Consider the following 12,577-nt stretch of genomic DNA (forward strand, 5'->3'; position numbering starts at 1 on the left):
CCCCCCCCCCCCCCCCCCGCCCCCCCCCCCCCCCCCCCCCCCCCCCCCCCCGACCTCCAGATCGGCCAGTTGCGGGAGCGTTGGCGCCTGCTCCGCATCGATTGGCCGACCGCCTGCATTGCTGTCCGGGCGCGAGACGGCATCGAATGGGGCTTCAAGTTCCTGCTCGACGGCTATCCTGCCCGCCTGCCCAACGGTCGCCCCTGTGACATCGCGAGCGGACAACCGTTGGCGCCCGACAAATGGCCCAAGGGCGTCGGTCGCTTCGCGGCGGTGTTCAATCCCGCCTGGAACCCCGGCGCACTGTACTTGCCCTGCGACCGCCTGGCGCTGCCTGGCCATGACCAGTGGCGCACCGAACTGCCGCACCTGATCTGGCCGCCCGTCCGCGGCATCATCCACTATCTGGAGATCCTCCATGAACTTCTCGGTTCTCACGCTTATCACTCACCTGTTCGGGCGACCGCCTGATCTGGCCATCCCCCGCCCGCTCTGGCGTCACCTGCTCGAGGGGCTTCAGACCCGTGGAGGCGGATATCGCGAAAGCGGCGCCTTTCTTCTCGGGCCGCCGGGCGAACCGCGCCGCGTTTCCACGATCGTCTTCTATGACGAGATCGACCCGGCCGCGTTTGATACCGGCATCATCCAGATCGACGGTGGCCGCATGGCCGATCTCTGGCGTATCTGCCGGGGAACCGGGCTGGTGGTCGTCGCCGACGTGCACACCCATCCGGGTTGTGCCGGGCAGAGCGAGTCCGACCGGATGCATCCCATCATTGCCGAACCCGGTCATGTGGCGATGATCCTGCCGAACTTTGCTGCGGAACCGATGAGGCTCGATGACATCGGCCTCTATCGTTACCTCGGCGCGTTTCGCTGGGATCGGCGGCGGCAAGGATTTCTTCGTCCCACGCTCGCGATTGGAGGATGATCGATGGCTGACGATGTGATCAGCAGCCTGAACCGCTCCGCGAAGCTCTTCATCGATCGCGCCTCGGCGGCGACGGTCGAAGATGCGATGGAGCGCCTGCAGGGCTTTCGGATGCACCTGTTCATCGGCGAAGCCGCGGCATGCAGCCCGACGCACCAGGCCGCGCTCCTCTCGGCGCTCAACTGCGGCCGCCGGACCTTCCTGGGCGGGGTGACCGTTTCCGGGGCGCTCGAGGTCCCGCTTTTGGCGAAGGTCGCTGCTGGAGAGACGCTCGCCGACGCGGTGTCGAGCCTTTGCGGGACGGTCATCGGCGACATCCCGGAAGGGGTGCCTTTGGTGTGCGTTGGAGCGCCCCCGGCAATTGGTGCGGTCGAGTTTGCCGTGCGGACCACCTTTGACGGCTGGCGCGGCGGCGTTATCCCGCTGGCATCCGCACCTTTGCCGGAACAGGTGGAGTTTACTCCCGCTGGCGTGCTTGGTGGCGCACTCGCGGTATCCGAACTGTTCGCCCATTTCGATGGAGACGCTATGGCCGGATATCGGAGCGCCGGAATGTCCTTGTGGGACCAGTCGGCTGCCGATTGGGCGTCTCCCGCTTCCGACGGACCTTCACCTCGGCAGCTTCCGTCCGACTTTTGGGTCATCGGCCTGGGGCATCTGGGGCAGGCGTTTATTTGGACGATCGGTCTGTTGCCATTCGCGTCTTCGAAAGAGGTGCGTCTGTTCCTCCAGGATGTGGATGAAGCAGGGCGTTCGACCGAAAGCACTTCCGTGCTTACGTTCGATCGGGACGAAGGCCGCCAGAAGACACGAATCTGCTCGGACTGGGCCGAGCGCCGGGGTTTCCGCACGCGCCTGATCGAGCGCTGCTTCGACGCAGATCTACGTGTTGCTCATGACGAGCCCGCGCTCGCGCTGTGCGGTGTAGATAATACCCAGACGCGTGCAATTCTCGAAGGCGCGGGTTTCGCCTCGGTTTTCGAAGCCGGGCTTGGTGCCGGCGTCGAAGACTTTCGGCTCATCCGAACCCACAGCTTTCCCGCGCCGGTGGGCGCCGAAGAGGTATGGGCAGACGAGGGTTCCGGCGCGGAACTGGGCGGCGAGGCGGACCGGCCAGTTCCGTTGCCGCCAGCCTATAACGATCTGAGGAATCAGGGTGCGATCGACGATTGCGGGCTGACACGCCTGGCCGAGGTGGCCGTCGGCGCGCCCTTTGTGGGAATGACCGCAGCAGCTGTCCTGATCTCTCAGGTGCTTCGAATGGTGGCTGGCGGACGCCGGCCAACGGTCTCCAACCTGGACCTGCGCGCTCTTCAGCATCGCACCCTGGTTGAGCGTGAAGGCACCGACATCGTGATCTTCGGCACAGCCATGTCGAGATAAGCCCAGCAACTGGGCCCCCAATGCTAGCGTCGATAAATTGATGCTAGCGGCGGATACCACCGCGATGGCGATCGGTCCTAAGACTCACGCGCTCGCATTGAGCTAATCGGGCTTGCCAACCAGCCTGTTGAGGTGGTTTGACGCACCCCTTACCGCCAGATGGATGTTTCCGCCCTTAGGCGACGGCAGCTTGTCGCATCATTCGTTTCGAAGCCGCCATTCAGCAACCGGCCCAAATCCAGCTATCGAGGCCATCGATCTTCAATGTTCGCAATTGGGGCGCAAGCGGTCTCATGGCGGCTGCGAGGCCGACTTAGTTCGGCGCGTTCACTCAGGCATCGGCCGCGAAATCATTGAGGATGAGCGGCGGGGCCTGCAGCATTGCGGTGCGCGACGGGTTCAGTCTTTTTCCGAGCCGCTCCCACAGAAACGATCCTTGGCGACGTGCATTTGGATATGCCGCACCAGTCGCCCCAGTGCGCCGGTTGCCCGTGCTGACATCCATGCCGCGCCAACCGTCCAACTTGCGGCTTCGCCATCAAGTGGAAGAAGTTTGAATTTGCCCGAAAGGAGAGATCCAGAACTCGCGGGCACGATAGCGGCTCCCAGTCCCGCCGATACCAACGCAAGGATGGTCTGAATGTCGTCTGCCTCTTGGACAACACGTGGCAGAAAGCCAGCTCGGCCGCACCAGCGGCGTATTTGGTCCGCAAGGCCAGGCCCTCTTTCTTCGCGTAACGCGATGAAATTGTGACTGGAGAAAGCAAGTGGATCGGGCTCCGAAGTCGCGGTGTCACCCGTGTACGCTATCGCAAGTCTGTCATCCGCGAGGGGCATAAACTCCAGCCCGCCAACCGGCGGCTTGCGCATGAATCCAAGATCGATCTCATCGCGGTAGAGGCGTAGCATCTGCTCCTGCGATGAGTAATCGTCCATGGCGATCGCAACGTCCGGATTGCTCGCACGAAACCCTGCGATCAGCATTGGCGCCACCGTCAGTGTCGACAATCCGAATCCAAGATTAAGAATGCCTGTTTCTCCAGAGACGCTGCGACGCGCATCCTGGAGAAACGTGTCTGCCTCCCGGACCAGACGTCGCGCATGAGGAAGGAGTGACCTGCCGACAGGGGTGAGTCGGGCTGGCTGCCAATCGCGATCAATCAATCTCGCGCCTATCTGATCTTCCAGCGCGCGCAGCCGTTTAGTGAGGCCTGGCTGGGTTATATGCAGCTTTTCGGCCGCTTGTCCGAAATGGCCGATGTCAGCGATTTGTAGGAATGCTCTGAGGCGCTCGACGTCCATTCCAGTTGGTTATCACAAAAGGCCGATAGTTTCATTGGAACAGTCGCGTTGCACGGTGGCAGTTGCTCGTCGCGAGGAGAACGACATGAGCAGAAGCTTTCACGTGGCGACCGTCCAGTTCCAGCATAAGGCATCGGACAAGGCCTATAATCTCTCTCGAGTGGAGTATTTCGCTCGGGCGGCGGCGGCGCGCGGCGCCCAGGTAGTCTGCATGCCCGAGATGTGCATAACCGGTTACTGGCACGTTCCTCGTCTGGAGGAGGCGGAGCTCTTTGCTCTCGCGGAGCCGGTCAGCGGTCCAAGCGTAACGCTCGTGGCTGCGTTGGCGACCGAGCTGAACCTAGGAATCGGCGTGGGTTGGTTGGAGCTCGGCACCGACGGTCGGCTCTACAATGCCTATCGTTTGTGCTTGCCTGACGGCACGGGGCACACCCATCGCAAGCTCCATGCCTTCGAGCACTCTTTGATAGCCTCAGGCGACAGGTATACTGTGTTCGACACCCCTTGGGGGGTTAGGCTGAGCATCCTGATTTGCTGGGACAACAACCTCCTCGAAAACGGGCGTGCTTGCGCGTTGCTCGGAGCAGACGTGCTGCTGGCGCCGCACCAAACCGGCGGCACGAACTCGCTTAGTCCGAGGGGAATGAAGCCGATCCCGCTAGAGCTGTGGGAGGCGCGCAATTCGAATCCGGTAGCTTGCCGGGAAGCTTTCGCTGGTCCCCATGGACGGGGTTGGCTGATGCGCTGGCTCCCGGCCAGGGCGCACGACAACGGGCTTTTCATTGTCTTCAGCAACGGTGTTGGTCGCGATGAAGAAGAGGTCAGGACGGGCCATGCGATGGTGTTGGACCCTTATGGGGATATCGTATCCGAGTCTGATGCGCTCTGTGACGACATCGTCTTCGCGCACCTGGATCTTGACCTGATTGAGACGAGCAGTGGTCGTCGCTGGATGCGGGGCAGGCGCCCAGAATTGTACGGCCCGCTAACGTTGCATACCGGCAGAGAGCTATCTGCGCGGGCGACGCGGTTCGGAAACTCTGTCGATTAGGCTCGACGAACGCGCGGCTGCTTCGGCATCGAGAGCCCTCGCTCGAAATCAGCGATAGTCCCACCTGCGAGCCTGTGGTGGTTTCGAGGCAGCCTGTGGGTCATTGTCGCAACGGGTGAATTGCGCCTCGTTGCGGTTCTCAATGGTCGTTGAACGGCCCCCCCGCAGGTCAGAGCGCAACTTGTCCGCGCCGATTGTAAACGCGGAGCAGAGGGGCCGCGGGACAGGGGCGCCAATACAGCCCGTATGGCGCATCAACGCTTCGGCGCCCTTGCGAGGTTTGTGCTCACCGGCGGCTGCAGACGCCGTAGCATCGGCCGGCATTCACGCGGGCGGCCATCGACGGACACCCAGCGGTCAGCGTCGTTCGATGGCGGCAAAGAGTTGTTCAAGTGGGGCTCTTGGTAGCACAGGCGCGTACGGCACCGAAGATTCACTTCTCAGCGCCTTCCTTAACCAGACTCAGATGCAGAAGCGGGTAGGGCCGGCCGTCCCCGTCGGTCGGCGATCGCCCCGATCGTTTAAATCCGAGGCGGGCGTAAAAGAGCACCGCCTGTTCATTCTGTTCGTTTACGTCGACTTTCAGGCTCGGGCTCATGCGGGTCGCATGCGACACGAGCTCCCGGCCAATTCCGCACCCGTGATGGGATGCGTGAACGAAAAGTGCTCGTATTTCGCCATCGCCGACGTCCATGAAGCCGACAGGCACGTCCCCAGCCGTTGCGGCGACGATCAGTCTGGCCGAGTGCAAATAGGTTCGAACCTGCTCAGCGATTTCGACACGATCTTCCTTGGAGATGAAGTGATGAGTCGCATCAACCGCCGTCGACCAAATCTCAAACAGCTCTTCGTGTTCTTCGGGCCGCGACGGGCGCAAGTCGATCGTCATCGTATTTTCCAGTCTCGAGAATGTTGAGGCTGCATCCGCGCAGTTCGTCCTTGGACTTGCGGGATCCATTCGGTTTGTAGAGAAAGTGCCGTATGACGAGACCGCGATGGGCTCCGCCTTTTGGAGAGTGTCGAGCGGGCGACTCCTGCTTACGTCGGCGCACCGAAGGCGCTGGCTGCGGCTCTGGCGCATGTTTAGCTGCGACCAGGGCAGGCCTGTTCAGTCAGCATGTTTTCTGTCCATGCGATATGTGCTTCGTAAAGGCGCGTGGATTGCTCTCCTGCGAGAAAGCCTTGGGACAAAATGTTGCGCACGGTGTCGCGGTAGGTGTCCGAAGCCTCGAGTGCGTCAATGTCCGATTGCTTGTGCCACAGAGTGAGCACCTCACACCTGACGCCGTCTCGATACATGAACACCCCCGCGCAACCGGTTTGCTGCCGGAACATCGGGAGAGAGATTTCCTCTGCGAACTTGGCATAGGCCTCAAATCGATCGATTGGGACGTCGGTGCTCCAGATGCGCGCGAGCATGACTTAGTTCCTCTGCCGGTGACGCTGCGATTAAGGCGTCGGAGCGAAAACCGACGCCATGCGCCCATCTTCGAGACGAGTGAGGGGATTGGGCGATAGAGCGTCAATGTGACGTGAATTCAGCTTCATCTCTGGGATTGGGGCGTTGCGCTTCCCCTCGATTCTCGGCCCGTGGCCACGGCGACGGCGATCGCGATAATTCGATCTTCGGCGCAAATCGAAGCGTGACCAAAGGGACGGAGAGGGTGCTTTGAACGCAAGACCCGGGAAGCCGGTGGGGGCGGCATCCGTCATCGCCCTGGCCAGTCAATGGAGTGTCTCTGATGTCCTTTCGCGTTCGCGGGCTTGATCCTCTGCAGTTCACCCACCTTTATGGGCTGCCCGACCCTGACTTGGCCCGTTTCGGCGCGCGCCGCCACACGGTGACGGCGAAACCGGGGTTTCCCGATCGTGTGGAGCTTCGAGATCTGGAGATTGGCGAGACAGCCATCTTGTTGAACTTTGAGCATCAACCAGCCGAAACCGCATATCGGTCGCGGCACGCAATTTTCGTGAAAGAGGGGGCCACCGAGCCGGCCGATCTCCTTAATGTCCTGCCAGAGGTAATACGGGTGCGTCCGATTTCACTTCGCGCGTTCAATGACGCCGGCGAGATGCTCGACGCTGACCTCGTCGACGGGGCCGATCTCGTCCCCCTGATCGAGCGCTTTTTCGAGCAGAGAGAAGTTGCTTACCTCCACGCTCATTATGCCAAGCGCGGTTGCTTTGCCGCGCTCATCACCCGCTCGGGATCGGACTAGCAGATTGGTTCGCCAAGAGCCCAGCGAGACCACATAGCGTTTCCGAGAGTCCGGGGGAGGAAGCCCAGATGGCAATTGGCGGACTGTAGGACGGCTGCCGAGGGTAGTTATTCCAGCCCATTCGAGGCATCCGTTGACACGCATTTTACGCTATTTTCACGCGTCCTCACGCCGGACCATCCTCGGAATCAATAGTCGCAACATTTTCGCACGGCGGTCGGACGAACAAAGATGGCCTTAAAACGATGATGCCGTTGTCGATACGTCTCCTTCACGCCGATCTATCGAGAACCGTACGGCAGGAAAGATGCGCCTGCATCAATCGAGAGAGTAGCGAAGAGCCCGCTATTCATCCCGCGGCATACCTTCGACTCACCGGCTATTTTCCCAGCCGGCTCTGCACCGTGGTTTACTCGATCGGCGCGATGTCGGCGTCGCCATCAGCTCGATTCTGAAGCGATGATCAGGCCGACACGCCCAGCTCCGACCGGTATTAACAACACGGCACTCGGCATCCTGTGTGGCATGGGTGCCGGAGCGCTGTGGGGGTTCGTCTTCGTCGCACCTGAGCTGGTGCGGGACTTCTCGCCCCTGCAGATCGCGGTCGGCCGTTACGTTGCCTATGGGCTCATCTCTGCAATACTTATCCGGCCTCGCTGGCTCGAATTGACCTGCACGCTCACCGGGCGTGATTGGCTAATGCTGATGTCGCTCGCGACGGCCGGGAACATCCTTTATTTTGTGTTGCTTTCGGCAGCCGTGCAAAAGGCCGGCATCGCACCCGCATCGCTGGTAATAGGCTTCTTGCCCGTGATTGTGACGATCGCCGGCAGCCGCGCCAAGGGTGCAGTATCGTTGCGGGCGCTAACCCCATCGCTGTTGTTGTGCGGAAGCGGCGCCTTGTGTGTCGGTTGGCGGGCGCTCGAGGATCCCGGCGTGGGATCCGGCGGTGATCACCTGCTCGGACTGCTATATGCGTTCGGAGCGCTAGGTTCCTGGTCTGCCTATGCCGTCTTCAACACCCGATCTCTGGCGCGCCTTCCGCGAATTTCCGCCAGGGACTGGACTCTTCTCACGGGCGTAGTCACCGGCGCACAAGCGCTACTGCTAGCGCCGGTGACACTTTTGAGCGGACCGGTTCAACACACGTTGCCATCCTGGGCGCTTCTCGCGATGGTCTCAATCGGGCTTGCGGTCGCAGCCTCAATCATTGCCAGCGCGCTGTGGAACAGAATGAGCCGCCTTCTCCCCCTTACAATGGTCGGCCAAATGATCCTGTTCGAAACGCTGTTCGCCTTGATTTACGGATTTCTTTGGGAGCGGCGCCTGCCGCTGCCGGTCGAGCTGGCAGCCGCCGCCTTCGTCGTGGCCGGCGTGCTTGCCTGCATACGCGCCCACCGGCCGTCCCGGGCTTCGTCTGCATTCGGCGCGGTGCCCATTGGGGAGTGAGGCGAAGCTGCGGTTGATCGTGGCCTCGCTTACGCCCCGTCTTGGTGCGGAACGCGACGCGCGAGCGACATGCGTTCAGCTTCGCTTTCGCAGCACGAATGGGCCGCGCATGGCACGTGCCACCGGGCTGATCCCGAAGAGTATTTCCAAAAGGCGGAACTGCTTTCGAGGGGGCTACGTCGCCCAAGTCTGACCCTGACGGGATCGCGCCGGTCCGAATGAGCGCAGGCAGCCTGCGAGATGCATGCATCAAGCTCAATCAAGAACTCCCCCAAGAGGCCCTCCAAATTAAAAGCAGCTCCGGTAGAAGGCTACGAGAGATCCGTGTCTGTTTTGGCAAATCTTTCAAGTACGACGATTGTCCCCTCGGCAATCGGGGGCGCGCCTGACGACACGTCGATTACCATCCAGCCGCGTCGAGTCCCCGGTCAGAAACCCTGATGCCGTCCTCTTTTTCAGAGGTTTCCGTCTCGGGCTCTCGCCACTACCGCGCTGCTGAAGCGGCGTCGCTAAACTGAAGTTCGGCATCTGCGCGAGTCTAGCGCTTCGCCTGCCCAGACAAGGGCGAGCATAACCAGAATCAGGAAACTCACAAGAATGCCCAGCGCTTGCCAACCTGAGCGTTCTACGACCAGTGCTCCCAGCGGTGGCCCAAGAAGCGCGCCGGCCGCCCCGAACTGTGTCAGCAACCCCTGAGACGCCGCCATGCGCGGATCTTCCGGTCCCGTCGCCCCGCTGATGGCCGGAAGTCGTGAGAATATGATTGTTCGGGCGACGCCGGCAAACACATGAACCGCGGCACCGACCGCCGCGCAAGTGATGAGACCGGAAACAGAATAAAGCGTTGGAGCGATCAGCGCGGCAATCAGCGAGACGGTGGCGACAATCCATCGGGTGCTGGATGCCGACGTTCCCACCATTCGCACGAGCGCCATCGCCAACGCGGTGCCCGGCAATGCGGATAGAGCGACAAGACCCACCAGCAATCCGGCCAGCGTAACCGTGGCGCCGTGACGTTCCAGCATGAAGGAGGGAAGGAGACCGGTCATCGCACACAGAAACAACGTGTAGAAGCCGAATCCCCCAGTCATCAGCCAGGCGGCTGCGGCTGGCATGCGCCTCCTTGCTTTGGACCTGGGAGGGATGGTGTCTGGTGCGACGGGCAGAATCAGGAGAGCCACACCGACGGCAATGCCAAAGACCGACCACGCCAGGATCGCGCCCTGTGCGCCGGCCAGTGTTTCCAGCAGACCCGTCAAGATGCTTCCCAGGCCAAGCCCGACCGGGATGAATGTGCTCCACAGGACCATCGCATTGTTCCTCGCTGACCCCGCGGAGGTGAGTTTGATCATCATCGTGGGCGCGCCGACGACGATGAGGAGGTATCCGACTGCCTCGGCAGCTCTCGCCGCGAAGATCGTCGCACCGTTCAGGGCTAGCGCCTCTGCGACGGTGAACGCGGTCGTCATGGCGACACCGATAAGCAACGAACGACGCGCACCAAGCGCGCCAAGGGCAATGCCCGAGAGTAGGCCGAGCGTCGCCCCCGCCAGTTCCAGCAGCGAGACGAGCGCTCCCAGCACAGGAAGGGAGAAGCCGAACCGTTCCCTCAGGGCAGGCCCAAGAACGGTGAATTTCGCCAGTTGGGCTGCTGCGAACACGCCGGCAAGCCAGAGAACCGTGATATGAGCGCGCATCCTGCCCCGCTAAAACCGCATGAGGGCCAGCGGCCACGAATGATCCATTCGTGCTCGCCAAAAAACCACGCAATCATCGAAGCCGAAGGTCATTCGCCCGATTGCGCTTGTTTGCATCTGAACGACGCTAAGGAATATGTCTCGGCGTCGCATGCGCTACGCGTAAAAATCATGTGAAAATGGACCGGCTGCCCGGACTCCAATATGGCGCTTCTGCAAAGGTCTGGCTTTGAAAGCGGGTGCGCTACGACATGCGAGCATCGCCACCGGGAGGGGCTTTCAGTTCGCGTTCCGCGGGGTCACGAGCGCGGCTTGGATGACATCGCGGCGACCCATGCACCCCGCCGGGTGGCGCTCGCGGACTGCAAATTGCTCCTGGCCGCTGAATTGAGATCAGGCGCCCGGAGAGTGTTGGCGACCTCGAGTCCAGGTTTCAGGGCGGTTTCACGTCCTACGCCGGTGGCGCTGCCGTTTCAGCGATTAACCGGGACTCGATGAGAGACGAGATTGATTGGTACGCCGCCGGCTGGCGAAGCGCGTCGGCTGGTGCGACCGGAGGGCGCCAGCTCGACGAGACCGTTCCTGGGTCAGCAACCGACTATCAATCTCGAACAGCAGGGCTGAGGCGAACGAGCTACGCTATACTCGCCATAGCAGCAGTAAACTTGGGCAGCGTAATGATCATAGACATTCGAGCAGCAGAATCTCGGGTCTGCGGAGACTGTCGGGCAGGCGCAACGAGGTGGTGTTCGGGCCAAAGTTCAAAGGCGCACCTCATGCCGGGCGGCATAGCGGCTCAATCTCGGCAGGTCCGCGGGATGTCGCAGGGCGGCGGGGGCCATCCTAGTCGCAGCGCCGATTTCAACGACGGTGGATCGGACGATGAGCCTCGAGATTGTCGCTAGGGCCGCCCCGTGTTGTCTAGGCGTGTGCAAAGGCCTTGGCGGCAATGCGTCAGGGCGACGTATGACCACGCTGCAGCCGCCTCACGACCTAGCATGGTTTCCACATTCGAAATTCTGGGGCTTTACGGTGGGAATGGAGCAGCCCGAGTCTTGGAAGCATTCCAGTGAGCCGGGCGCGTGAACCGTGGTGCGAACGTCGCAGCGGCGTAAATGCGACTTCTACGCGGCTTCGGCAAAGACGTTTCAAGCGACGCCGTCTCAGCCGAATGCTGCATTTCGTCGTGCGTTGGTCGCACCCGACGCAGCTCGCGTGCCTATGTCGCGGAAGCTCGGCATCGCAAAACTCCCTTCTGTCATCCGCGAGGCAAGCATGTTTCACGATTCTTCCGCTCACGAGCCAGAGGCCGCAGATCGCGCACGTGTGGCGGTGGTGGACGATGAGGTGGATCTCCGGGGGTCGATCGCGGACTATCTCAGCTCGCAGGGCGTAACGGTCCTCGAGGCTGGTGACGCAGCGGCCCTGGATCGGTTGCTTCAGGAACATGAGGTCGATCTGGTCCTGCTGGACGTCAACATGCCCGGAGAGGATGGCTTCAGCATCGCCCGACGTTTGCGGGCCTCCAGCGACGTCGGCCTGATCATGCTTACGGCACGTACTGATACCGTCGATCGCGTTCTCGGATTGGAAGTGGGGGCCGACGACTACCTCGCCAAGCCATTCGCATTGATGGAGCTGCACGCCCGGGTCCGCGCCGTCCTGCGGCGCAGACGGAGGGAACAGCCGGCAGCATTGCGCGTGGCTGAGAGCGCGCCAAACCACTCGGCCTCGTGGGATCTGCGGCTGCTTGGCCGTTTCCAGCTAATCGGAAGGGATGGAGAGGCTCCTTTACACGCCAGGAAGGCGATCGCGCTACTCACCTATCTGGCGCTTCAGCCCGGGCAATGGGCCAGGCGAGACGCTCTCGCCGGCCTGCTTTGGGAGGACTTTCCGGCTGCGCAGGCGCGTGCGAGCCTGCGGCAAGCGCTGGCAAGCATCCGTAAGCTCGAAAACGACAATGGACCTATTCTGGCCCTGGACGCGGACGTCGTTCGCCTTTCGACGGATGTCACGGTCGACGCGTTGATGCTGGATCGGGTAGAAGTCTCAGGCTGGCCGCAGCAGGACGAGTTGCTGCCGGGTCTCGATTTCCCGAACCTCCCGACGTTCGGTGCCTGGTTGAGTATCGAGCGAGCTCGGGTTCGTCAGAAGGTAACGAAAGCGCTGGCGCACAGGATCGAGCTTGCACTCCGTCCTGGCGGGGATCTGGAGTCGGTTTCGGAAGCGGCATTCCGGTTGCTTGCGCTCGATCCAATGAACGAAGTAGCGCATCGGGCACTGATGATCGTCCATTCCCGCCAAGGCCGAGGGGCATTGGCGCTACGACAGTTCCGCCACCTCTCGAAGCTTTTGGCAGACGAGCTCCAGGTTGCGCCGGAAGCGGAGACCCTCGACTTGTACGACCGGATCAAGGCGGGGCGTTACCGCCCTGTCACGCCAATCGTCGAGCCCAACTCGGCGCCGCAGCATTGCGATTTGAGCGCGTGAGTGACGAACTGGTTGCGGACGCCAGCCTTCACCAGCATCTATTGGCCATGCCAGC

General features: G+C 61.8%; 11 protein-coding genes. 7 read left to right on the top strand and 4 right to left on the bottom strand.

All coding sequences use genetic code 11. The features are described 5' to 3' along the window. The first annotated feature begins 69 nt into the window (after nt 1-69). The 3 genes from AAHM44_RS13700 to AAHM44_RS13710 are packed head-to-tail and all read left to right on the top strand — an operon-like array spanning nt 70 to nt 2,314. Nucleotides 70-471, top strand: a complete 402-nt coding sequence (locus AAHM44_RS13700) for a DUF7665 family protein (protein ID WP_342250325.1) — start codon at nt 70-72, stop codon at nt 469-471. Then, nucleotides 419-931, top strand: a complete 513-nt coding sequence (locus AAHM44_RS13705; protein WP_342250326.1) for a hypothetical protein — start codon at nt 419-421, stop codon at nt 929-931. Before AAHM44_RS13700 ends, AAHM44_RS13705 begins: the two co-directional genes overlap by 53 nt. 3 nt (nt 932-934) lie before the next feature. Next, complete coding sequence (locus AAHM44_RS13710) at nt 935-2,314, top strand: hypothetical protein (RefSeq protein ID WP_342250327.1); 1,380 nt, start codon at nt 935-937, stop codon at nt 2,312-2,314. A gap of 399 nt (nt 2,315-2,713) precedes the next feature. On the opposite strand, the gene AAHM44_RS13715 is transcribed toward AAHM44_RS13710, so the two are convergent. After that, nucleotides 2,714-3,616 carry a LysR family transcriptional regulator gene (locus tag AAHM44_RS13715; protein ID WP_342250328.1) on the bottom strand — a complete coding sequence of 301 codons (903 nt, stop codon included), beginning with the start codon at nt 3,614-3,616 and terminating at the stop codon, nt 2,714-2,716. A gap of 85 nt (nt 3,617-3,701) precedes the next feature. Here AAHM44_RS13715 and AAHM44_RS13720 point away from each other — a divergent pair, with 85 nt between their 5' ends. Beyond that, nucleotides 3,702-4,667 carry a nitrilase-related carbon-nitrogen hydrolase gene (locus tag AAHM44_RS13720; RefSeq protein WP_342250329.1) on the top strand — a complete coding sequence of 322 codons (966 nt, stop codon included), beginning with the start codon at nt 3,702-3,704 and terminating at the stop codon, nt 4,665-4,667. Nucleotides 4,668-5,100: 433 nt separating this feature from the next. Here AAHM44_RS13720 and AAHM44_RS13725 read toward each other — a convergent pair whose 3' ends face one another. Both AAHM44_RS13725 and AAHM44_RS13730 read right to left on the bottom strand, forming a co-directional pair. Then, nucleotides 5,101-5,556, bottom strand: a complete 456-nt coding sequence (locus AAHM44_RS13725; protein ID WP_342250330.1) for an acetyltransferase — start codon at nt 5,554-5,556, stop codon at nt 5,101-5,103. A gap of 194 nt (nt 5,557-5,750) precedes the next feature. Next, complete coding sequence (locus AAHM44_RS13730) at nt 5,751-6,086, bottom strand: hypothetical protein (RefSeq protein ID WP_342250331.1); 336 nt, start codon at nt 6,084-6,086, stop codon at nt 5,751-5,753. A 323-nt stretch (nt 6,087-6,409) separates the two neighbouring features. Here AAHM44_RS13730 and AAHM44_RS13735 point away from each other — a divergent pair, with 323 nt between their 5' ends. Together AAHM44_RS13735 and AAHM44_RS13740 are read left to right on the top strand one after the other, a co-directional pair. Then, nucleotides 6,410-6,886 (top strand): DUF1203 domain-containing protein, encoded by a 477-nt coding sequence (locus tag AAHM44_RS13735; protein WP_342250332.1) that lies wholly within the window; start codon nt 6,410-6,412, stop codon nt 6,884-6,886. Nucleotides 6,887-7,345: 459 nt separating this feature from the next. Next, nucleotides 7,346-8,335, top strand: coding sequence for a DMT family transporter (locus tag AAHM44_RS13740; protein WP_342250333.1), 990 nt, complete (start codon nt 7,346-7,348; stop codon nt 8,333-8,335). A gap of 509 nt (nt 8,336-8,844) precedes the next feature. On the opposite strand, the gene AAHM44_RS13745 is transcribed toward AAHM44_RS13740, so the two are convergent. Beyond that, complete coding sequence (locus AAHM44_RS13745) at nt 8,845-10,032, bottom strand: MFS transporter (RefSeq protein ID WP_342250334.1); 1,188 nt, start codon at nt 10,030-10,032, stop codon at nt 8,845-8,847. Between the two features lie 1,221 nt (nt 10,033-11,253). Between AAHM44_RS13745 and AAHM44_RS13750 the strand changes: the two genes are divergently transcribed. After that, nucleotides 11,254-12,522: a response regulator gene (locus AAHM44_RS13750; protein WP_342250335.1), complete on the top strand. Its 1,269-nt coding sequence runs from the start codon at nt 11,254-11,256 to the stop codon at nt 12,520-12,522. Nucleotides 12,523-12,577 lie beyond the last annotated feature (55 nt).

The sequence above is a fragment of the Sphingomonas sp. OTU376 genome, from assembly GCF_038440415.1.
Classification (GTDB): domain Bacteria; phylum Pseudomonadota; class Alphaproteobacteria; order Sphingomonadales; family Sphingomonadaceae; genus Sphingomonas; species Sphingomonas kyeonggiensis_A.